Genomic DNA, 21,892 nt, shown 5'->3' with positions numbered 1-21,892 from the left:
ACAGCATTGATGATATTGGAGAATTTCATGGCTACACGCTCGATCTGTGTCTTTTGCGGCTCACGTTCCGGCACTGATGCGGCCTATCAGGCGGCCGCAGAAGCCTTTGGCGCAAGCTTTGCCGAAAAGAACTGGCGATTGGTTTACGGCGCGGGTGACGTGGGCTTGATGGGCGCCGTGGCAAACGCGGCGCAGGCGTCTGGTGCAGAGACCTTCGGCGTGATCCCAACACACCTGCTGGAATGGGAGGTGGGCAAAACCGACCTGACCAATTTCATCGTAACCGAAAACATGCATGAGCGCAAAAAAGTCATGTTTATGAATTGTGATGCGATTGTGGTTTTGCCGGGGGGCGCAGGTTCTCTTGATGAGTTCTTTGAGGTGCTCACATGGCGGCAACTCAAGCTGCACGCCAAACCCATCGTGCTGCTGAATGTGAACGGCTTCTGGGACCCGTTGATGGGGCTTGTGGATCATGTGATCGCGCAAGGCTTTGCGGATGCCTCGTTGCGCGATTTTGTGCAGGTCGCGGGCGATGTGAGCGAGCTTCAGGCGATGCTAGACACCGCCCTTGCCTAAGCTTCAGGCGGCTTTTGCGCTGTCGACCTGTTTGTCGACCTTGTGCTGATCCTCCGTGCGCCCTGCCCGCCAATAGCTTGAGAGATAAATCTGGTCGCGGCCCACGCCGCGATCCGTGCGATAGTAGCTGCGCAGCGCGCGCATGCTGTCAAACTCACATGCGGTCCAGACGCTGACCTGCCCCTCAAGCCATGGCAGCGCTTTGATCTGTTCCACCAGCTTGCCCTCAAGCTTTTCCGGCGTGGGATTGATCACCCAATGCAGCTCAATGCCCTCAGGCAGGTTCAGATCCTGTTTGTCCGCTTCTGAGGTGATTTCAATCACGACATAGCCTTTGGTGTCTGCCGTCAGACGCTCAAAGTTGCACATCAGCGCCGGGATCGCGGTCATGTCACCCGCAAGCATGACCCAATCTGCCGCAGGATCCACCATTTTCACTGAACCCGGCCCGCCGATCAGGATGCGATCACCCGGCTGCACCGTCATGGCCCAATCGGTGGCCAGCCCGCCTGCGTCGCCGTGCAAGGCAAAATCCACCGCCATCTCCCCTTTGTCGGCATCAAATGCGCGAATAGAATAAGTGCGCATCACCACACGATCCGGGGTGCTGTGCGGCGCATCGGGAAAGATCAGCTTGATATAGCCACCTTCATAGCCTTCGGGGATCGTCGTGATCTCCTGCCCGCCAAACACCACGCGCCTCATATTGGGGGTCACCATCTCTGTGCGCAGCACTTCGAGCATTCTGGGTTGAGGTCTGGGCATAGTTGATCCTGCTCTGAAATACCAATTCTGGATCAACTATGTGAATCTGATACTTTTAATCAAGTATATTTTCAGCGGGATGTGCGTTCGCCTGAAAGAAGAACGCACATAGGTCAGATGCGCCAGTTGTACAGCGCCATAAGGGCAAGCCCGTCAGACCGCAACGAGCTCTGACTTGAGCACCCGTTCGAGCCCTTCGCGTTTGTGATTGGTCAGGGTTTTATCAATCTGCGCAACCACTTTGTTGAGCACCGATTTGTGCAGACAACGACGCAAGGCGCCCATAACCTGCGGCGCAGCCACGAGCACCAGCTTGGGATATTTACCCCGGCGTTCCTGTTGCAGCAAACGCTCTGCAAGATCCTGGGCAAACCGGGTCAGAGCACGGCGCTGTTGATCGGTCTGTTCCATCGCGGATTTCTGCCCCGGCCCCCCGTCCGTGCGACGCCCGGGGCGATCTGATGCAATCTGCTGATCAAGGTGTTGCGATGTGAGCGAGGTAACCAATCGGAATCGAGGATCAAAAGCGGTGGCCACGTTTTTGTAAATTAACGCCTTTTCACCATCTGCAACAACAACCCAAGTGCCTTTTGACACGATACCCATTGATGAACTCCTCTCAATTTCACAGAAACAAAAGGGAAGACCTGCGGTATTGTTGATTGATACTCTGCGTTCCTCCCATGTTCAGAAGATAAGGACGCCAGCGCCCTATTCAATGAGAGGCGGCTCACATGGCGCGCCCACCGGCGAGAAGATGCTTATGCGTTTGCTGATCTTTCGTTCGGCATGCAGCTGGCAACAAAAAGCCCGCCAGACACAGTCTGACGGGCCAATCTTGTAACTAAGTCAAACGATCACATCCGGGATGCGACGTTTTCCCAGTTCACCAGGTTGTTCAGGAAGTTGTCCAAGTACGCTGGGCGCTTGTTGCGGTAATCGATGTAGTAGGAGTGCTCCCACACGTCACAGCCCAGCAGCGCGGTCTGGCCGAAGCACAGTGGGTTCACACCGTTTTCGGTTTTGGTCACTGCCAGAGAGCCGTCTGCGTTTTTCACAAGCCATGCCCAGCCGGAGCCGAACTGACCTGCGCCTGCTGCGGCGAACTCGGTTTTGAACTGTTCGATGGAGCCGAACGTCTTTTTCAGCGCATCTTCCAGCTCACCTGGCATTTTGCTTTCGCCTGGGCCCATCATTTCCCAGAACTGGTTGTGGTTCCACAGCTGGGAGATGTTGTTGAAGATGCCGTTTTGCGCCACGGCGTTTGCGTCGTAGGTGCCAACGATGATCTCTTCCATCGTTTTGCCTTCCCACTCGGTGCCAGCGATCAGCTTGTTGCCGTTATCAACATAGGCTTTGTGGTGCAGGTCATGGTGGAATTCCATGGTTTCTGCAGACATACCTTTGTCGGCCAGAGCGTCGTGAGCATAAGGAAGATCGGGAAGTTCGAAAGCCATTGCAGCGTCCTCTTCTGTTGCGCGAATTTTATGTGATGACAGATGGGGGCGAATGGCAGGTAACGTCAAGTGCAAAGAGAATAACTTGTCGAAATCACAGCGTCCTAACCCCGCGCCGTGTCTTGGGATTGGGGTCAGGGCCATGAAAGCCCTGATCCGGTTTCTTAGTCAGCCGATGTCAGAAAGACATCGGATCAGTCTGCGTAAAAGCCGACCTCACCGCCCTCTGCGGCGGAGATGCGCAGCACGTCAAAGACATATTGCGCTACGGAGCGGAAGCAGATGATCTCAAAGCTGCCGTCCTCATTGCCCCAGATGGCGGCGGCCACCTGCGAAATGCGGGTGCGGCGCATGTCGCCCACGCCAAAGGCGTCAGAGGCGAAATCCACGGGGGCCACTTTGGCCAGTACATCGCGGCTGGCATCGCCAGAGATACGGAACACCGCACGCGCGTCGGACACATTGGTGACCGCCGAGTGCACGCCTGCAAGCGCCTCGGTCAATTGTGCGGTCACAGACAGGGCCTCGTCATATGCCACAATCACCAGCAACTCGTCAGGAGACATCCACGCCACCGCGCCTTTGTCGCCGACAGACACTTTGCGCTGTGCTGGCACGTCTGCACCGGTGGCTGCTTTGACAGCTGAGGCAATCTCTGCGCTGGCGAGATCGCCGCGCAGGGTGATCATGCCGCGCAGGCCGGTTTCCTCAACCGTTGCGAAGCCCTGGGATTTTGCGCCGGAGAGCGCGCTCACTGCATTAGACATTCTGCTTCTCCCCGTCCTTGTCATAGAACACTGGATCGATCACTTTGGCCTCTACTGTGCCGCCGTCCACTTTGTTGAACGCCACCACATCGCCAAGGCGTTTCATACCGCCATGGATCAGGCCCATGGCAATGCCACGGTCCAAGGTGGGCGAGTAATATGTGGAGGTCACACGGCCCTGCACATTGCGCTGGTTGTTGGCATTGCTGCCATCCGCCACGATATAAGCGCCATCCGGGATGACCGAGCCATCCAGCGTTTCAAAACCCGCAAGTTTCCAGCGATCGTCGGACGCCATATGGTCACGCGTTTGGGCGCGTTTGCCGAGGAAATCCTCTTTCTTCTTGGAGATCGCCCACTGCATGTTGAGATCCTGTGGGATCACGGTGCCATCGGTTTCGTCCCCAATCATGATGAAGCCTTTTTCAGCCCGCATCACGTGCAACGCTTCAGTGCCGTAAGGCATGATGTTGAACTCTTTGCCCGCGTCCAGAAGCGCATCCCAGAAGGCGCGGCCCTGGCTGGCTGGCACGGCGATTTCGTAGGACAGCTCGCCAGAGAAGGAGATCCGGTAAGCGCGGGCGTCAAATTCGCCGATCTTGCCGTCTTTCCACTCCATGAAGGCCAGACCTTCTTTGGAGACGTCCATTTCACCGCCGAGTTTCTCGATCACTTTGCGGGCGTTGGGGCCCACAACGGCGATCTGCGCATATTGCTCGGTCACATTGGCGGTGTAGACTTTCCAGTCCCACCACTCACATTGCAGCCAGTCTTCCATCCAACCGTGAATGCGGTCTGCGCCGCCGGTGGTGGTGTGGCACAGGAAGGTCTCTTCATCGATGCGCGCGACCACGCCGTCATCGATCAGGAAGCCGTTCTCGTTACACATCAGACCATAGCGGCATTTGCCCGGCTTCAGCGTGGACATCATGTTGGTGTACATCATGTCGAGGAATTTGCCCGCATCCGGGCCCTTGACGATGATTTTTCCAAGCGTGGAGGCATCCAGCAGGCCGACGCTGTCGCGTGTCTGACGGATCTCGCGGGTCACCGCCTCTGCGTGGCTCTCGCCGGTGCGCGGGAAGCAGTAAGGACGCCGCCAGTGGCCGACGGGCTCAAAGAATGCGCCGTTGGCTTCGTGCCAGTCGTGGATCGGGGTACGGCGCAGCGGTTGGAACACTTCGTCGCGGGCTTCCCCGGCAATCGCGCCCATGGAGATCGGGGTGTATGGCGGACGGAACGTGGTGGTTCCGGTGGCTGGGATCGGCTGGTTCAACGCATCAGAAAGCACCGCCAAGCCGTTGATGTTGCTCAACTTACCCTGATCGGTTGCCATACCAAGCGTGGTGTAACGCTTGGTGTGTTCGACGCTTTCATAGCCTTCCTGTGCCGCCAGACGCACATCAGAGACTTTCACGTCGTTCTGATAATCGAGCCACGCTTTCATGCGCAGTTTCGGGCCAGCACCCTGTGGCATCAGCCACACGGCCTGCATCGCGGCCTCTGCGGAGCTCTCACCGGTTGGGGCTGCGGAAGCAGCACCCTCTGCACCGGTGGCCGCTGCGGCTGCCGCACCTGCGGCATGGGCGTCTGCCAGAACCTCAGCCAGACCAAGCGGGCCGCTTGCGCTGCCAGCGGTGGCGACAAATGGCTTGCCATCGTGGCTGGTGGGCGCACGGGAGGTATCGGGGCGGAAATGGGCCTGCGCCTCATCCCAGATCAGTTTGCCACCGCAGTGGGACCAGAGGTGCACCACCGGAGACCAGCCGCCGGACATGGCCACCGCGTCACAGGACAGCTCTTCCAGAACTGCGCCTTCGCCAGCCTGTGCGCAGATGGCCACACCAGTCACGCGTTTGCCGCCTTTGACCTTGGCGATGGCCTTGCCAACCTCAACACGGATACCGTGGTTTTTGGCCTCTTCCATCAGCGCGCCGCCGCCTTCTGGACGGGCATCAATCACCGCGGGGACTTCCAGACCTGCCTTTTTCAGTGCAATCGCGGTGCGATAGGCGTCGTCATTGTTGGTCACAACCACTGTGCGGTCACCGGAGGACACACCGAAGTTCACCACATAGTCACGCAGGGCGCTGGCCAGCATCACGCCGGGAATGTCGTTGCCTGCGAAAGACAGCGGGCGTTCAATCGCACCTGTGGCGGTCACAATCTGTTTGGCACGGATGCGCCACAGACGGTGACGTGGGCCATCCATAAGCGGGGCGTGGTCGGTGATGCGCTCATAGCCCAGCACGTAACCGTGGTCATAGACCCCTGCCCCCATCATGCGGTTGCGCAAGGTCACATTGTTCATAGCCTCAAGCGCTGCGACGGTGGCATCGATGTAATCTGCGGCCTCCTGGCCATCCACAGTGCCTCCGTCAACAGCAGCGCGGCCACCCCAATGGGCGGTTTGCTCGATCAAGAGAACCTTGGCACCGGCTTCGCCTGCGGCTTTCGCCGCCTGAAGACCGGCGATGCCGCCGCCCACAACAACCACATCAAAGAAGGCATAGAAATGCTCATAGCGATCGACGTCACGGTCTTTGGGCGCTTTGCCGAGGCCGGCAGACTGGCGCACAATCGGCTCAAACACATGTTTCCACGCAGCCGCAGGCGCCATGAAGGTTTTGTAGTAAAAACCCGCAGGCAGGAAGCGCGCGGCGTAGTTGTTGACCACGCCCACGTCCATCTCAAGGCTGGGCCAGTGGTTCTGCGACGTTGCAGACAGACCATTGAACAGCTCTGTGGTGGTGGCGCGTTGGTTGGGCTCAAATCTGCCGCCCTGCCCGAGGTTGACCAAAGCGTTTGGTTCTTCGGCACCGGAGGCCACAACGCCGCGAGGACGGTGGTATTTGAACGACCGGCCCATCAGCATCTGGTCATTGGCCAGAAGTGCTGAGGCCAGTGTATCGCCTTCATAGCCGGCCATCTGCTTGCCGTTGAAGGTGAAGCTCACCTGTTTGGAGCGATTGAGCAGGCGCCCGCCTGTGGAAAGTCTTGTGCTCATGTGTCAGCCCTTTGTGTGGGTTGATCCGCCAGATGCCTCTGGCGGGCATATTTCAGCAGAGGGTAAATCAGGAAAACTCGCGCCAGCTCCAGCCGGGGTATGTTTCGCTGATTTTGTCCTTGATCTCTTGCGGGGGCTCCAGTGTTTGGGCCGAATAGGTGCCAAAGACCTGCAGGGTCATGGTGCACCGCGCCGCATGGAAGAACTTGCCGCAGCCGTTGGAGTGGCGCCAGCGCTCAAAATGCACGCCCTTTGGGTTTTCGCGCATGAAGAGGTAGCCTTCGAACTGATCGTCACTGGAGCCGGGACCGAAGCGCTTCAGGTGCGCCTCGCCTTCGGCGTGCAGTTCAGTTTCTTCGGCCCAGACGCCGCAATAGGGGCATTGAAGTGTCAGCATATCTGCACCCTTTCCTTAGTGTGCCACGCCAGCCGCGACGCTTTCGTCGATGAAGCGGCCTTCGATGAAACGTTCCATACCAAATTCCGCAGACAGCGGACCCGGCTCGCCTTTGGCGATCAGCTCGGCCGTGGCCCAGCCGCCGCCCGGAATGGCCTTAAAGCCGCCGGTGCCCCAGCCTGCGTTGATGAAGCAGTTGCCCAGCGGGGTTTTGCCAATCACCGGAGAGCGGTCGCCGGTCACATCTACGATACCGCCCCACTGGCGCAGCATTTTCAGGCGGCTGACCATCGGGAAGGTTTCGACCAATGCGCGCACGGTTTCCTCAACGTGATGGAAGCTGCCGCGCTGGGTGTAGTTGTTGAACCCGTCTGTGCCGCCGCCAATCACCATCTCGCCTTTGTCAGACTGAGACATATAGCCGTGCACGGTGTTGGCCATCACAACCACATCCATGCAGGGTTTGATCGGCTCAGACACCAGCGCCTGAAGCGCAACAGATTCCATCGGCAGACGGAAGCCCGCCATATTGGCAAGATCGCCAGAGTTGCCCGCCACAACAAGGCCAAGCTTGTCACAGTCAATCGGGCCTTTGGTGGTGTCTACGCCGGTGACCTTGCCGCCTTCTTGGCGCACGCCGGTCACTTCGCATTTCTGGATGATGTCCATGCCCATGTCAGAGCAGGCACGGGCATAGCCCCAAGCTACCGCATCGTGACGGCCCGTGCCGCCGCGCGCCTGCCAGAGGCCGCCCAAAACAGGATAACGCGGGCCATCAAGGTTGATAATTGGCACCAGCTCTTTCACACGTTCCGGGCCGATGAACTCGGTCTGCACACCCTGCAGGGCGTTGGCATGTGCGGTGCGCTGATAACCGCGCACTTCGTGCTCGGTCTGCGCCAGCATGATCACACCACGTGGCGAGAACATGACGTTGTAGTTCAGATCCTGAGACATGGTCTCATAAAGTGAGCGCGCCTTTTCATAGAGCGCTGCAGAAGGATCCTGCAGATAGTTGGAGCGGATGATCGTGGTGTTCCGACCAGTATTGCCGCCGCCAAGCCAGCCCTTCTCGATGATCGCCACATTGGTGATACCGAAGTTCTTGCCCAGATAGAAGGCGGTGGCGAGGCCATGCCCGCCTGCGCCAACGATGATCACATCGTATTTTTTCTTGGGTTCCGGTGACCGCCATGCGCGCTCCCAACCAGTGTGGTAGCGGGCGGCTTCGCGGGCGATAGCAAAGGCTGAATATCTTCTCATGAGGCGTGATTCCGATATGAGGCGTACTTATCTGAGTATATGGTCTTTTTGGTTAAAGGGCGTCGGCGGATAAAGCGCCCATTTGAGGCTTGGTTGCGACATGGGGTGCCAGATGGCGGATTTTCCCTTTTCCGCGCCGCTGGGCGACACTACATGAAAGCCAACCTTATGGAGAGCCCATGATTTTCTGGATTGTTGCCACTGCGCTGGTTGGAACAACAGCAGCGATGCTTGCCGTTGCGATGCTGAAACGTCGCGAAAACGAAGAACATCCCGCCGCTTATGACCTGCGGGTGTATCGTGACCAGCTGAAAGAAGTGGACCGCGATCTGGCGCGGGGTGTGCTTGCAGAAGACGATGCCGAACGGATGCGCACAGAGATCGCGCGCCGCATTCTGGCAGCCGATGCGCAAATGCAAAAACACGACGCCGAGGCGCAGACCTCCACTGGCAGTACAAAGGCTTTTGCCGCGCTTCTGGTGGCCGCTGTGATCGGAGCGAGCTTTGGGCTCTATCTGTGGCTTGGGGTGCCGGGGCACCCTGACATGCCCTTGCAAGTGCGCTTTGAAACATTGTCTGAACAGATGAAGGCGCGGCCCAGTCAGGCCGATATTGAAGCGGAGCAAACCCCAACTCCCGCGCTTGAGCCGGATCCAGAATTTGCCGAGTTGATGGAAAAACTGCGTAAAGCTGTGGCAGACAACCCTGATGATCTGCGCGGCCAGAGCCTTCTGGCGCGCAATGAATCCTCGCTGGGCAACCACAAAGCCGCCTATGCGGCGCAGGCGCAAGTGCTCGCGTTGAAGGGCGATGCAGCCACCGCAGGGGACTATGTGTTACATGCCAACCTGCTGATTGCAGCGGCGCAGAACTATGTCTCCCCTGAGGCGGAGGCGAGCCTGCGCGCAGCGCTGCAGCTTGATCCGCTTAACAATCTGGGCCGCTATTATCTGGGCCTGATGATGTGGCAGAATGGGCGACCAGACGCTGCATTCCGCCTGTGGGATCAGGTGTTGCGCCAGAGCCCGGCGGAGGCCCCCTGGGTGCCAGCGATCCGCAGCACAATCTCTGAACTCGCCTGGTATGCGGGTGTGGATTATAAAATGCCCCCTGCCCCGCATGCGGCTGTGGCTGGCCCTTCCGAAGACGATGTCGCCGCCGCGCAGGAGCTGACGGCAGAAGACCGTCAGGCGATGATTGAAAGCATGGTCGCGGGGCTATCTGACCGGCTCGCGACCGAGGGCGGCACACCGCAGGAATGGGCACAGTTGATCAGCGCCTATGGCGTTCTGGGGGAAACCGCCCGCGCGCAAGCGATCTGGACCGAGGCGCAGCAGGTCTTTGCCTCTGTACCTGAAGCTCTGGAAATTGTACGCGCGGGTGCTGAAAGAGCAGGACTGTTACAATGACCCCCATTTTTGAAAGCATCGAAGAGCTCGCCCCACAGCTCAGCCCCATGACTGCCCTGATGGGGCTCGATCTTGGCACCAAGACCATTGGCGTCGCGATCAGCGATGGGCTGCGCACAGTGGCGACACCGATTGAAACCGTGAAACGCAAGAAATTTGGCGTGGATGCGCAACGGCTGGTGACACTGCTCAATGAGCGCGCGATCGGCGGAATCATCCTGGGGTTGCCACGCAATATGGACGGCACGGAAGGCCCACGCGCCCAATCCACCCGTGCTTTTGCCCGAAACCTGGCACCGCTGGTGTCAGTGCCTATCGGCTTTTGGGACGAGCGGTTGTCCACTGTGGCCGCGGAAAGAGCGCTTCTGGAGGCGGATACGTCACGCAAACGTCGCGCAGAGGTCATCGACCATGTGGCTGCGTCGTATATTCTCCAAGGTGTGTTGGACCGTTTGAACCATCTGGGGAGCGCGACGTGAGCAAAGACACCGTATGGCAACGCAATGAGGTGGAGAGCCCCTGCGTTAAACTATGCGTTGTGCATCCCGAAGAGAAGATTTGCACCGGATGCCTGCGCACGATTGGTGAAATCACAAGCTGGTCGAAAATGACATCCGATGAACGCCGTGCCATCATGGACGAGCTGCCCACCCGCGCACCACGCCTGAAAAAACGACGCGGCGGACGGGCGGCACGGCTGAAGGGGTAAGCGCTGCCAACTCTACATTTGGCAACGGGGTTATAGGCAAAAAAGCGCGTCGAAACGCGCCTTTCTCACTTCATCTTGTGTGTGGAGAAATGCGCAATAGATCAAGCATCTCCCAACAGATTTAGATCGCGTCCGTGACCTGTTCGGATTCCAGCACGGTCACATCAATATCGCCGATACGGCTTCCAAACACTTCAACCACGGCCTGACCATTCACCAAAACAGTGTTCCAGCCTTCGCCGAGCGTGGCAGAATCGACTACAGTCACACTTTCGACTTCAGTGCCGGACGGCACAGCAACGATCAGTGTATCCTCTTCGGAAGAGAAATCCGTGATCTGGGGCAGGTTTTCCGGATCAACCCAACTGCCAGCGTGGAAAAAATCTTCCCCTTCACCCCCAGTCGCTTCGTCACCCGATCCTACATAGAGAACGTCGTCACCCTCGCCGCCCAAGAGCGTGTCCGCCGCCCCGTCGTCTGTAACGGGAGAGTCAAAGGAGTTATCGCTAAAGCCAACCCCCCAAAGCGTATCGGCCCCCTCGCCGCCAACCATTGTGTCGGCGCCATCGCCGCCAAACAGAATGTCGCTGCCGCTTGCGCCCTCAAGTGAATCCGCGCCAGCACCACCATTAAGCTCGTCCTCGCCACCCTCTCCAAACAAAAGGTCATCACCGTCGCCCCCTTTGAGAAGGTCGCCACCGCTGCCCCCCTCAACGGTATCGTCACCTGCGCCGCCTTTCAGGCTGTCAGAGCCGCTGCCGCCATTCAAAGAATCTTCGCCCAAATTGCCATGCAGAGTGTCACTGCCATCTTCGCCCAGGAGCGTGTCGTTGTCGTCACCCCCCAGCAGCATGTCATCACCGTTGGATCCTTCCAAACGATCAGAGCCGCTGCCGCCATCCACAGAGTCATTGCCCCAGCCGGCTTGGATGGTGTCGTTGCCATTCTCTCCGAGCAACTCATCATTGTCGCTGCCACCGTTGATGCGATCTGCGCCGGGACCGCCTTCAATGCGATCTTCGCCTTCGCTGCCGGAAAGATCATCTTGGCCGCCGGCCCCTACAATACTGTCATTGCCAGCGCCGCCATCGATGCGGTCTCGCCCTTCGGTACCGAGGAGTGTGTCCCCTTCATCGGTGCCTTCTTGTTCTTCAAACGGAACTTCATCTTCGCCATCGTCATCAAAATCGCTGACCATGACCACGGCGCCGCCAACAGCTGCTAGCCCCAACAAAAACAGAAGTTCCATAGTGTTATGCCTCAAATACAATAGGTGCAAACAGTCCCGGTACAGCTATAAGCACAGTTTTAAAGAAAATAAATGGTGAGTTGTTCACCGTTTCTATTGTGCATCTAATACGGGAATGACGCGCAGATTGTCGGCAAGATAGGCGTTAAACCCGCCCATCCATCACGGATCTATTAACCAAGGCGCTGCACCTTCAGGCAGAATCGGTCGGAAATAGGCAATCGCGCGACACTCATCTTCAAGTTGTTTTTGCGACTCACCTGACCACGCCGCCACCCCATGCAGACACAGCCGGTGCATCAGGATTGCTTCGCCAGGGTTTGCACAGACCGTCACGCGTTTGCAGGTTTCAAAAACCTGTTTGCGCGCAGCCTGATAGGCAACGCGAATGTCGGTCTGCGCCCAGGCCGCTTCCGGCACGTCTGACAGCGCCTCAATCAGTGCGGATTGCAGGATGTTATGGCTGCCTTCCCAGATCACCAGAGGCGCCTGCTCCGCCGTGTTTTGCGTCAGCGGCAGCCCAAGGATCCAGGCGTGAGGCTCCGCTATGTAGCGCCCGCCATCTTCGCCTTTCTGAAGCCCATCCAAATGCGCTGCGTCGCGGTTCTGTCGATAGCGGAACCCGACTTCCGTTTCCCCCAAACGTGGCCGCGGATAGCCCGGACGGGTGACGGACAGCTGCCCCGCATGCAACGGCAACACCGTGCCGTAAAGTGCGCGGATCGCCTCAACCGGTGCGCCACTCAGAGGCGCCCCACCATCGATCGCGCCCGCTGCATCATTGGGCAGCGCATCGACACCAATGAACCAGGTGTCTTCGCAATCCCACCACTGCGCATGCTCAGGCTTACGCATCGCCAATTGCCCCGCCTGCCAGGCGGTTTTGGCCCAATCATGAACTGCGGCATCATAAGGCAGCTTGGCCCAGCCGCGTTCAAGCGAGACATTTACCATCCGAAGGCCTTGCGCAGCATATTGAGAGCGACCAGCGTCAAGAACACCGCAAACACGCGTTTGAGCGGCTTGGGATCCATGGCATGGGCGAGCTTCACGCCCAGAGGCGCGGTCATCAAAGTCATTGCAATGATGATGAAAAACGCCACCATATTGACCGCACCAAGGGTCAGTGGCGGGCGGTTTGCAGGGTCAATCTCCACAAACAGAAAGCCGATCACCGCAGGCACGGCGATGGTCACGCCAAAGCCTGCTGCCGTTGCCACCGCACGGTGGATCGGCACGTTGAACAAGGTCATCAACGGCACGCCAAAACTGCCGCCACCGATGCCCATCAACACCGACAGAAAGCCCACAGCCGGGCTGAGTGTGAGCCGCTTGGCGGCTTTGGGCATCTCTTGGCCCAGACGCCAATGCGCTTTGCCAAGCCCCATGTAGGCGCCAATCACCAGCGCCAGACAGCCAAAGACGATCTGCAAGGTCACCGAGCGTAGGTTGGCCGCCACCATCACACCAATGATTGCCCCAACCGCAATACCGGGAGCCCAGCCGCGCAGGATCTGCCAGCCTACCGCGCCTTTTTTATTATGGCTCGCCACAGAGCGCAGCGACGTCACGATGATGGTTGCCAGAGAGGTGGCCAGACAGATCTGCATCAGCTGCGGCCCGTCATAGCCAAGTGCGGAGAAGGCGTAAAAAAACGCAGGCACAAGCACAATGCCGCCGCCCACGCCCAACAAGCCGGCCAAGACGCCCGCAAGCGCGCCAATGGCCAGCAAAAGCGCAAGCATTTGTAGTAGAAGGGCTGGATCTTGGGACATCGTTGGCTCCGCAGGTTGTTCGCGCGCGAAGGTAAAGCCGAAATTCTGCCCTGCTGCAAGCAATGCCAAAGTGGGCCTGCGCTGCGTCACGCAGCCGTGACCAAACTGCGCCTGCCCCACGCCTCAGGCGGCGGACTGTGTCACATGCGCAAGCGCAGCCAAGACCGTATCCGGCCCGGCGGATTTGGCCGTGGCATGTTCCGACAGATAGCGTCGCCACGCCCGCGCGCCGGGACGCCCGGCAAACAGGCCCAGCATATGGCGCGTCACCTGATGCAACTTGCCACCTTGGGAAAGGTGCGCCTCGATATAGGGCAGCATTTGCTGCACCACCTCGATTGGATCGCTGTCGTCACCAGTGTCAAAAATACGCCGGTCGGCGGCACAAAGAACATCAGACGGCGTGTGATAGGCCGCACGCCCGATCATCACCCCATCCAGGCCCTGCGCCAGATGTTGCTCTGCCTGTTCAAGGGTTTCAATGCCCCCGTTCAGAGAAATATGCAGCTCAGGAAAAGCAAGTTTCATGCGATGCACCAGCGGGTAATCCAGTGGCGGAATGTCGCGGTTTTCTTTCGGGCTCAGCCCCTGCAGCCAGGCTTTGCGCGCATGGACAGAGATCCGCGTAACCCCGGCCTTTGCCATGGTCTCTAAAAAGTGGGGCAGCACCTCTTCGGGGATCTGATCGTCCACCCCAATGCGGCATTTCACCGTGGCCTCCACCGATACAGCATCCTGAATGGCCTTCATGCAATCGGCGACCAAATCCGGCGTGCGCATCAAAACCGCACCAAAAGTGCCAGACTGCACCCGATCACTTGGACAGCCGCAGTTAAGGTTGATCTCATCATAGCCGCGCGCTTGTGCGAGCTTGGCGGCTTTACCAAGCTCCTCAGGATCAGAGCCCCCAAGCTGCAGCGCAATCGGATGCTCCTCCTTACTGAAATCAAGCAAATGCACCGCCCCACCCCGCACCAATGCCGGCGCTGTGACCATTTCGGTGTACAGCAGCGTTTCTTTTGACAGCAGACGGTGCAAATAGCGGCAATGGCGGTCGGTCCAGTCCATCATGGGTGCCACGGACAGGCGCGCGGCGCGCCTCACTTCGGAAAACCCTGATTTTTCTTGGTTTTTCGAATCCGCCATCTTCACCGTTTTCCTCGTTTTGGCCCGATTTAGCCCCGTTTTTGGGTGCAGCGCTACAGAATGTAGCACCGATGGCGCCGTGTAGCACTTTTTCCGCCCCAAGTTCCAGCACTCCGATTTGAGCACTGCCGGGCTGCCATCCTCCCCCATCTGTTCTGCCCCATTCGGCTCGATCGCCCCCGATTTGGGTTTCAAACCCAGTCAAACCCGCTTGCGAAAAAATCAAACGATCAGATGTCCCGGCCAGGGGCCTTGGGTCACGCTCGCCAAGCTTTCCGCGCGTGTCTGAGACTATCCGATCAAACTCCGCCATAATCGCCTGATACTCACGCTGAAAAGCGATGCCCTCACGATTGCGAATGTGAACCTGCAGGAACCCTTGACCAAGATTTTCAGCGACTTCTTTGGGGAACCTACGGCGAAACCGCAGCACGCCATTTGCCAGCGTATCCACATGCCGAATCTTCATCGTCAAAGCCATCTTGTGTGCTCCGTGTGTGTGCCAAAGTGTGCTGCACAACACGACAAAACATGAACCAAGCCCTTGTTTTAAAGGGGATGTAATCGATTTTCTGAAATGTGATGGTGCCCCCACACGGACTCGAACCGCGGACCTACTGATTACAAATCAGTTGCTCTACCAGCTGAGCTATAGGGGCACTGGAGCTTCGTCTAAGGGTTTGGCGCGGGGGCTGCAAGAGGTTTTTTTATCTATTTGCACGCGCAAGCAATCCAACCGCGACAAGTCCGACCAAGACGATCAAAATTGCGCCCGGGCTGGCGTCGCCGAGGTTCTCCAAACTGGCCTGTTCATGCACCCGTGTGGCCAATGTATCAAAGTTAAATGGCCGCAACAGCATGGTCGCTGGAAGCTCTTTCACGCAATCGACAAACACCAAAAGCAGCGCAGACCCGATCGAGGCACGCACCAATGGCAGATAAATTTCCCAAAGCACTTGCGCCCGGCTGCGGCCCAATGAGCGTGCCGCGAGCGGCAGACTTGGCGCGACTCGCCCCATCGCCCCATCCGCGGCCCCCTGCGCAATCGCAAAGAATCGCACACTATAGGCCAGAATCAGGGCAAACGACGTGCCCGTCAGCACAAGCCCGGTCGGGCTGCCGGTCAACGCCTCGATGAAATCTGCAAGTGTGTGATCCATTGCAGCCAGAGGCAGCAGAATGCCAACCCCCAGCACCGCCCCTGGTGCGGCGTAACCAATCGTCGTGATGGGCAGCAAAAGGCGAGGCAGGCTGCGGCCAGACAGGCGCACACCATATACCATAAAGACCCCTGCAGTTACTGTCAGCGCGGCGGCGATCCCACCCACGCGCAGCGTATTAAGCAGAGCCGTCAACAACGCAGGATCCTGCCAGCGGTCCAGATTGCCAATCGCCTGATGGGCAATCACCGAAAATGGCAGAACAAAGCCCAGCGCAAAAGGCAACAAGCAAAAGGCAAAGGCCAAGGCACTGGGCAAACCGCGCAGATGCGTGCGCTCTGGCGCGCGCTGACGGGTGCTCAGATTGAAGAACTGCACTTTCCGGCGGCTCACTTTTTCCATCGTGACCAAGACAATCACCAACATCAACACCACACTGGAAAGCTGCGCAGCACCGCCTGCGTTGTTGCTTTCCAGCCAGACGCTAAAAATGCCTGTGGTCAGGGTCTGCACTGCAAAATAATCCACGGTGCCAAAATCGTTCACCGTCTCCATCATCACAATGGCAGTGCCTGCTGCGATCGCTGGGCGCGCCAGCGGCAAACCAATCCGCCAGAACCGGGCAAAGGCCCCTGCCCCCAATGAACGTGCGACTTCTTCGCCTGCGCCGGATTGCTCGCGAAACGCGGCGCGCGCCAAGATGTATACATAAGGAAACAGCGCCGCCGACAGCACCAGAACCGCAGCCCCCATCGACCTGATTTCAGGGAACCAATAATCCCGGCTGGTCTGCCAGCCAAACAGCGTGCGCAAGCCGGTTTGCACAGGCCCGGCATATTCAAGGAAATCGACCAGCGCATAAGCGCCGACATAGGCCGGGATCGCGAGCGGCAGCAACAGCGCCCATTCGATCCAGCGCGCGCCCAAAAACCGATAGCGAGAGACAAGCCAGGCCGTCGTGGCCCCCATCGTTGCCGCCAGCGTCCCGACGGACACCATCAGAATCAAGGTATTGCGCATATAGCGCGGCAAGGTGGTCGACATCATATGTGGCCAGATGTTTTCCACCGGGTGAAAGGCAATCCAGACCACAGCCAGAATAGGTGCCAGCACAAGGGCAGCAATGATCAGCGCCCCAACAGACCAGGCATCCAGCCATGGCAAGCGCCGCAAGGCTCCGCCAGCGTCAGAAGCAATCAATTCGGCGCCAGCCTGGGTCGAGGAAGCGGTAGTTTTCACGGCGTTTTCCTTTGTCAGGCCTTTCTGTTGCCTGAATCTGGTTTCACTGTCCAGAATCGAAGCTATACTTAGCGCAAGCACAATCCAAAAACGAAAAGAACATGCAGATTGTCCTACACGCAGGCGCACACTACACCGATGAGGGAAAACTGCTTCGCAGCCTTTCTCAGGACGAGGCGTTGCTTGCACGCCATGGCATCGCATTGCCGCGGCCAAGCAGCTATCGGCGCCAGTTGCGCGACACACTTTCCAATATGGCAAACGAAGTTCTGGCCACAGACCACAAGGGGGCCCTGCTCTCTGGCATGATCGGGACGTCCACTCCCGAGCGCCTTGTGATGTCAAACGACAATTTCTTCGGCGTGCCCCGACGCGTTATTCGCAACAACACCTTCTTTCCTAATGCGACTGATCGCCTGTGCGGCTTGTCAAAGCTGTTTTACGGAGAAGAGGTAGAGATCTTTCTCTCTATCCGCAACCCGGCGACCTTTGTGCCTGCACTGGTGCGCGCCGCACCGCGCCACAGCGTTGAGGAGATCACCGACAATTGTGATCCGATGCTGCTGCGCTGGTCGGAGCTGATTTTGCGCATGCGTGAAGCGGTCCTGCATATACCGATCACAGTGTGGTGCAATGAGGACACGCCGCTGATCTGGGAAGAAGTGCTGCGCGAAATGGCTGGTCTGGATCCCAACACGCCAATGTCAGGCGGAATGGATCTGCTGCATGATATCATGACGGAGGAAGGCTCCACACGCCTGACCAAATTCATGGCGGACAATCCTGGAGTAACGGAAATTCAAAAACGCCGGATATATGCAGCGTTCCTCGACAAGTTTGCTATTGAAGACGAAATCGAAGAAGAGCTCGACCTGCCCGGCTGGACGTCAGACATGGTTGAAGACATGTCTGATGCTTACGACGAAGATGTCTTTCACATCGGGCGCATTCCCGGCGTGACATTGCTCCACCCCTGACATCTCAAAACCCTGACACCTCAAAAAACAAAACGGCCCCCAAAGGAGCCGTTCCAATCCGTGTGAACTCTGCGACAGCGCAGGTTATCCCATGCCAAGCGCCGCTTTGTACATGTCGATCACTGCCTCTTGCTCGGCAATGTCGTTTGGATCCTGCTTGCGCTCGCGCAGTATCGTGCGGATCGCCTTCACATCAAATCCACGGCCTTTCATCTCAGCAAAGACCTCTTTGATCTGCTCAGACACTTCTTTCTTTTCTTCTTCCAAACGCTCCACGCGCTCGATGAATTGCTTCAGCTCCTGACCGGTGACGCTGTATTGGGAGTCTGACGATGTGCCTTCGCTCATAAGTGACCTCTTGTCTTGCCTGATGCGCGTGTTCGGGACACCCCGCAACACCCACGACGCCTGCTCAGACGCCAATTAATAAGGCCCGTATAGACCGCAAAGCGCGCTGCCATGCAAGAGGCACTCCGCGTGCATCGGCCAATTCTCTCGCAACATGGGGCCTCTGCCCCGGTTTGTCGCACAAGGCGCGCCGATGCTTGATCCCTGCCCCACAATCCGCTAGGCGCTTTTCACGGCTGACGCGGCCCCAACGGCCCGGCCTCGCAATTGAAGGAACACCACATGCAATGGATGATCTGGGGCGGCGCCCTCCTGTCGCTGATTGGTCTGCTGGGCCTCATGCTCTCCATCGTGAAAGTCGCCAAGGCCAAACGCGCTGGCCTCTCTGACGAAGAGCTACGCGCCGCTGTTCAGAAAGTTGTGCCGCTCAACATGGGGGCGCTGTTTCTGTCCGTCATCGGCCTTATGGTGGTGATGGTTGGGATTTCTTTCTCTTAACCACCTGTCAGCGCATTCAAACTGTCAAATCCGCGCGCCTCTTTAATCAACTCATCAAATATAGGCTCAGGCTGCCACTGCGCCTGCCCCCCTTCGGCCAAAACCCGCAATTGCGTGCGCAATGGGATCAATCCCATCTGGTCGCTTGCCATCATTGGCCCGCCCCGCCAACGCGGGAAGCCAAACCCGTGGATCATAGCAACGTCGATCTCAGCTGGGGCTTTCACCACCCCGCGGCGCAACAGCTGCGCACCGGCATTGGCCATGGCCGCCAGACAGGTGCGTATCACATCCGCTTCTTTGCGTCCGGTCTTGGGCATTGGGCGGCTGTCCTCCGCCAAGGCCGCTGTCAAAAGGTCCTGCGTGTGCGCATCCTCCGCCCCCAAAGGGTGTTCTGCTGAGTAGAGATACCACCCCTTGCGCATATCGCGCCCTTCGCGCCCGCTGTCATACAATGTGGCCGACAGGCTGGCTCCAGCCGCCCGCAATCCTGGGGCGTTCAACCCCAACGCGTCCGCCACCTGAAACGGCCCACGCACCATGCCCCAGCGCTGTAAAATGCGGTCAATCTCGTAGGGGTCGCCCCCCATACGCAACAAATCTTCCGCGGCCGCCACACAGGCCCCCATGACCGTCTGGCCGATCAAGCCCCCTTGCGCCCCAGCTTGCACGGGGAAGAGGCCCATTCTGGTCAGAACATCAAAACAGGTGGCGATCGCAACCGTGGAGGTGTGCCCTCCCACAGCCACCTCTGCCCCTGACGTGCGCAGATACATATTGGGCACATAAAGCCCCAACAGATCTTGCGGGCTTTCCGTGGCTTGCGCCAAAATCTCAAGCGGCGCCTCTGGATCATGTACGACAATCAGGGTGCCGTCCTCCACAATGCCATCCAGCTGCGTCACCAGTTGGCGGGATACCTCGCGGCCAAGCCCCACCGCATCAATCACCATTTCAACGGCACGCAGCGCCACCAGATCCTTGCGGATCGACAGCGCCGCGCGCATCTTGTCTGACTGATCAGGCGAAATCTGGCCGCGCTCCAGCTGGCGGTTCAGCACTGCGTCTATCCGCTTGTAGGCCAGCTCAAGTGAAACCGGCAGCTGGGCGACCAACATCACCTCAAACCCAGCGCGCAACCCTGCCAGCGCAAGTTCGGCCCCCAGACGGTCACGCCCCACGATCACACCGAGCCTGCGCACGGCACGCGCAGGCACCCCAGCCGCAGCCGACAGCCGCACATCTTTCCGCTCCGCCAACGCCACATGTTGCAACGCTTTTCGCTGCGGCCCGTTCAGCAATTCCTCAAAACGATCTCTCTCAAAGTCCAGCCCCACATCAATTGGCAAGAGTGGCGCCACACGCACACATTCCACAATCGCATGCGCAGCATCCTGCCCCTGTGCGGGCAACCGCTTACGCCAGGCATCAATCGTGGCCTGATGCCCGGCAAAATCGCTGATCCCCACAGTCACATCCCGCGTCGGTCGGGCCGGTTTGAACGTCGCGATACAGGTCAGTGCAAACAGCACTGCCGCCTCGTCCACCTCGCCGTCCGCGATGTCATCCACCACTGCCTTCATTTCTGGCGCATCGGGCGACAAAACAGCCCCTGCTAGCAAGAGTTTCAGCGCCGCATCCGCGCCCATAAGACGGGGCGCGCGTTGCGTTGCACCAGCACCGGGAATCACCCCCAGCGCAACCTCTGGCATGGCAAATTGTGCGCCCCTGTCCGCCACGCGATAATGACAGGCCAGTGCAAACTCCAGCCCCCCTCCCACAACAGCGCCGGACAAACCAATCACCACTGGCTTAGACGCGGCCTCCACTGCGTTACACAGATCAGCAAGCCGCAGCGGGTTCTTGGGGGCGCCAATTTCGGCATAGTCGCTCCCCCCTGCAAAATCACCAGCCGCCCCAATCAAGGCAATCGCCCCAACCATTTGATCGTCCAAGGCACGCAGGAGCGCCTCCTGCACCGCAAGACGCACGGGCGCGCCGCGCAGCTCTGCGGGCGGCTTTTGCAGAGAAAGGATCGCAACCCCTCCCTCGATACGGTAGTCTAACAACTGCGTCATGCCTCAACCCTGACAACTCTATTGTGCAAGTCTTTGTGTTTTCAGAGTTTAGCGGCCTGCCTCTCCTGCGCAAGCCTGAGTTCGCGGCCACACGGGTATGAACGCACATCAACGGGCAAACCACCCCTTGAAACATATGCAGTTTTTATTATATGTGCAGCCTATGGAGGAATTTTGATGAAGCCAGACGTCACAGCCTTTTTTGATGAGGCCACAAATACGATCTCCTTTGTGGCAAAAGATGCGCAAGGCACAGCCTGTGCAATCATTGATAGCGTACTGGATTTTGACCACGCCGCCGGACGCACGGACACGAAATCTGCCGACGCCATCATTGCCCATGTCACCGCCAATGGTCTGAAAGTGGAATGGATCCTGGAAAGCCATGTCCACGCCGATCACCTGTCTGCCGCCCCCTACTTGCAGGAAAAGCTCGGTGGACAAATCGGCATCGGCAAAAACATCACGTTGGTGCAGGATACCTTTGGCAAGATCTTCAACGAAGGCACCGAGTTTCAGCGCGACGGCTCGCAATTTGATCAGCTGTTTTCTGACGGCGACAGTTTCATGGTGGGTCAAATGCGCTGCGATGTGCTGCACACGCCAGGCCACACGCCGGCCTGCATGACCTATGTGATTGGCGATGCGGCTTTTGTGGGCGACACGCTGTTCATGCCCGACTTTGGCACCGCCCGCTGCGACTTCCCCGGCGGCTCCTCAGCAGAGCTGTTCTCTTCCATTCAGAAAATTCTGTCCCTGCCAGACGAGACCCGCATCTTTGTGGGCCACGACTACAAAGCACCGGGGCGGGATGAATTTGCCTGGGAAACCACAGTCGGTGAACAAAAGGCCAAGAACATTCACGTTGGTGCCGAGGCCGATCAGGAAAGCTTTGTTGCCATGCGTGATGCTCGTGATGCCACCCTGTCGATGCCGAAACTCATCATTCCGTCCCTGCAAGTGAACATGCGCGCTGGCAATATGCCCGAACCGGATGATGACGGCGCGGTGTTCCTTAAGGTTCCAATAAACAAGCTTTAACTTTCAAGCTGCTGTTAATAAAGGATTT

At 58.3% G+C, this 21,892-nt stretch carries 21 protein-coding genes and 1 tRNA gene; 7 read left to right on the top strand and 15 right to left on the bottom strand.

The features are described from left to right. Positions 1 to 27 precede the first annotated feature (27 nt). Positions 28 to 579 (top strand): TIGR00730 family Rossman fold protein, encoded by a 552-nt coding sequence (locus PJL69_RS02095; RefSeq protein WP_271308175.1) that lies wholly within the window; start codon positions 28 to 30, stop codon positions 577 to 579. A gap of 3 nt (positions 580 to 582) precedes the next feature. Here the strand turns inward: PJL69_RS02095 and PJL69_RS02090 are convergent, their stop codons facing one another. The 7 genes from PJL69_RS02090 to PJL69_RS02060 form a co-directional block, all read right to left on the bottom strand. Next, positions 583 to 1,344, bottom strand: a complete 762-nt coding sequence (locus PJL69_RS02090; protein WP_271308174.1) for a siderophore-interacting protein — start codon at positions 1,342 to 1,344, stop codon at positions 583 to 585. A 153-nt stretch (positions 1,345 to 1,497) separates the two neighbouring features. Then, positions 1,498 to 1,950, bottom strand: coding sequence for a host attachment family protein (locus tag PJL69_RS02085; protein ID WP_271308173.1), 453 nt, complete (start codon positions 1,948 to 1,950; stop codon positions 1,498 to 1,500). Between the two features lie 251 nt (positions 1,951 to 2,201). After that, positions 2,202 to 2,801, bottom strand: coding sequence for a superoxide dismutase (locus PJL69_RS02080; protein ID WP_209095288.1), 600 nt, complete (start codon positions 2,799 to 2,801; stop codon positions 2,202 to 2,204). Positions 2,802 to 2,995: 194 nt separating this feature from the next. Continuing rightward, the gene (locus PJL69_RS02075; protein ID WP_271308172.1) at positions 2,996 to 3,568 is read right to left on the bottom strand and encodes a sarcosine oxidase subunit gamma; all 573 of its coding nucleotides are present in this window, start codon (positions 3,566 to 3,568) and stop codon (positions 2,996 to 2,998) included. Then, positions 3,561 to 6,575 (bottom strand): sarcosine oxidase subunit alpha family protein, encoded by a 3,015-nt coding sequence (locus PJL69_RS02070; protein WP_271308171.1) that lies wholly within the window; start codon positions 6,573 to 6,575, stop codon positions 3,561 to 3,563. Before PJL69_RS02070 ends, PJL69_RS02075 begins: the two co-directional genes overlap by 8 nt. A 67-nt stretch (positions 6,576 to 6,642) precedes the next feature. Further along, entirely contained in the window at positions 6,643 to 6,972 is a 330-nt protein-coding gene (locus tag PJL69_RS02065) for a sarcosine oxidase subunit delta (protein WP_271308170.1), read from the bottom strand. A 15-nt stretch (positions 6,973 to 6,987) separates the two neighbouring features. Then, the gene (locus tag PJL69_RS02060; protein WP_271308169.1) at positions 6,988 to 8,235 is read right to left on the bottom strand and encodes a sarcosine oxidase subunit beta family protein; all 1,248 of its coding nucleotides are present in this window, start codon (positions 8,233 to 8,235) and stop codon (positions 6,988 to 6,990) included. Between the two features lie 179 nt (positions 8,236 to 8,414). Here PJL69_RS02060 and ccmI point away from each other — a divergent pair, with 179 nt between their 5' ends. The 3 genes from ccmI to PJL69_RS02045 are packed head-to-tail and all read left to right on the top strand — an operon-like array spanning position 8,415 to position 10,353. Further along, on the top strand, positions 8,415 to 9,644 hold the full coding sequence (gene ccmI, locus PJL69_RS02055; RefSeq protein WP_271308168.1) for a c-type cytochrome biogenesis protein CcmI: 1,230 nt from the start codon (positions 8,415 to 8,417) through the stop codon (positions 9,642 to 9,644). Then, positions 9,641 to 10,123 carry a Holliday junction resolvase RuvX gene (ruvX, locus tag PJL69_RS02050; protein ID WP_271308167.1) on the top strand — a complete coding sequence of 161 codons (483 nt, stop codon included), beginning with the start codon at positions 9,641 to 9,643 and terminating at the stop codon, positions 10,121 to 10,123. The genes ccmI and ruvX overlap by 4 nt, the downstream gene beginning before the upstream one ends. Further along, positions 10,120 to 10,353: a DUF1289 domain-containing protein gene (locus PJL69_RS02045; RefSeq protein WP_209095273.1), complete on the top strand. Its 234-nt coding sequence runs from the start codon at positions 10,120 to 10,122 to the stop codon at positions 10,351 to 10,353. Before ruvX ends, PJL69_RS02045 begins: the two co-directional genes overlap by 4 nt. A 121-nt stretch (positions 10,354 to 10,474) precedes the next feature. Here PJL69_RS02045 and PJL69_RS02040 read toward each other — a convergent pair whose 3' ends face one another. The 6 genes from PJL69_RS02040 to PJL69_RS02015 form a co-directional block, all read right to left on the bottom strand. After that, positions 10,475 to 11,602, bottom strand: coding sequence for a calcium-binding protein (locus tag PJL69_RS02040; RefSeq protein ID WP_271308166.1), 1,128 nt, complete (start codon positions 11,600 to 11,602; stop codon positions 10,475 to 10,477). Positions 11,603 to 11,764: 162 nt separating this feature from the next. Further along, on the bottom strand, positions 11,765 to 12,556 hold the full coding sequence (locus PJL69_RS02035; protein WP_271308165.1) for a hypothetical protein: 792 nt from the start codon (positions 12,554 to 12,556) through the stop codon (positions 11,765 to 11,767). Next, a complete protein-coding gene (locus tag PJL69_RS02030; protein WP_271308164.1) occupies positions 12,550 to 13,377 on the bottom strand; it encodes a sulfite exporter TauE/SafE family protein in 828 nt (275 codons plus the stop codon). The genes PJL69_RS02035 and PJL69_RS02030 overlap by 7 nt, the downstream gene beginning before the upstream one ends. A gap of 123 nt (positions 13,378 to 13,500) precedes the next feature. Then, complete coding sequence (gene dusA, locus PJL69_RS02025) at positions 13,501 to 14,523, bottom strand: tRNA dihydrouridine(20/20a) synthase DusA (protein WP_271308163.1); 1,023 nt, start codon at positions 14,521 to 14,523, stop codon at positions 13,501 to 13,503. A 583-nt stretch (positions 14,524 to 15,106) separates the two neighbouring features. After that, positions 15,107 to 15,182, bottom strand: a tRNA-Thr gene (locus tag PJL69_RS02020). A gap of 48 nt (positions 15,183 to 15,230) precedes the next feature. Next, positions 15,231 to 16,883 carry an ABC transporter permease gene (locus PJL69_RS02015; protein WP_441347455.1) on the bottom strand — a complete coding sequence of 551 codons (1,653 nt, stop codon included), beginning with the start codon at positions 16,881 to 16,883 and terminating at the stop codon, positions 15,231 to 15,233. A 140-nt stretch (positions 16,884 to 17,023) separates the two neighbouring features. Here PJL69_RS02015 and PJL69_RS02010 point away from each other — a divergent pair, with 140 nt between their 5' ends. Then, on the top strand, positions 17,024 to 17,899 hold the full coding sequence (locus PJL69_RS02010; RefSeq protein ID WP_271308162.1) for a hypothetical protein: 876 nt from the start codon (positions 17,024 to 17,026) through the stop codon (positions 17,897 to 17,899). A gap of 84 nt (positions 17,900 to 17,983) precedes the next feature. Here PJL69_RS02010 and PJL69_RS02005 read toward each other — a convergent pair whose 3' ends face one another. Further along, positions 17,984 to 18,247 carry a DUF2312 domain-containing protein gene (locus PJL69_RS02005; protein ID WP_209063099.1) on the bottom strand — a complete coding sequence of 88 codons (264 nt, stop codon included), beginning with the start codon at positions 18,245 to 18,247 and terminating at the stop codon, positions 17,984 to 17,986. Between the two features lie 282 nt (positions 18,248 to 18,529). Between PJL69_RS02005 and PJL69_RS02000 the strand changes: the two genes are divergently transcribed. Next, complete coding sequence (locus tag PJL69_RS02000) at positions 18,530 to 18,745, top strand: hypothetical protein (protein ID WP_209063101.1); 216 nt, start codon at positions 18,530 to 18,532, stop codon at positions 18,743 to 18,745. On the opposite strand, the gene PJL69_RS01995 is transcribed toward PJL69_RS02000, so the two are convergent. Then, positions 18,742 to 20,823, bottom strand: a complete 2,082-nt coding sequence (locus PJL69_RS01995; protein WP_271308161.1) for an enoyl-CoA hydratase-related protein — start codon at positions 20,821 to 20,823, stop codon at positions 18,742 to 18,744. The genes PJL69_RS02000 and PJL69_RS01995 overlap by 4 nt on opposite strands. A 177-nt stretch (positions 20,824 to 21,000) precedes the next feature. Here PJL69_RS01995 and PJL69_RS01990 point away from each other — a divergent pair, with 177 nt between their 5' ends. Beyond that, the gene (locus PJL69_RS01990; RefSeq protein ID WP_271308160.1) at positions 21,001 to 21,864 is read left to right on the top strand and encodes an MBL fold metallo-hydrolase; all 864 of its coding nucleotides are present in this window, start codon (positions 21,001 to 21,003) and stop codon (positions 21,862 to 21,864) included. Positions 21,865 to 21,892: the final 28 nt, after the last annotated feature.

Source organism: Shimia sp. MMG029 (assembly GCF_027947445.1).
In the GTDB taxonomy this organism is placed as follows: Bacteria; Pseudomonadota; Alphaproteobacteria; order Rhodobacterales; family Rhodobacteraceae; genus Shimia.
This window is presented reverse-complemented; position numbering and strand designations above follow the sequence as displayed.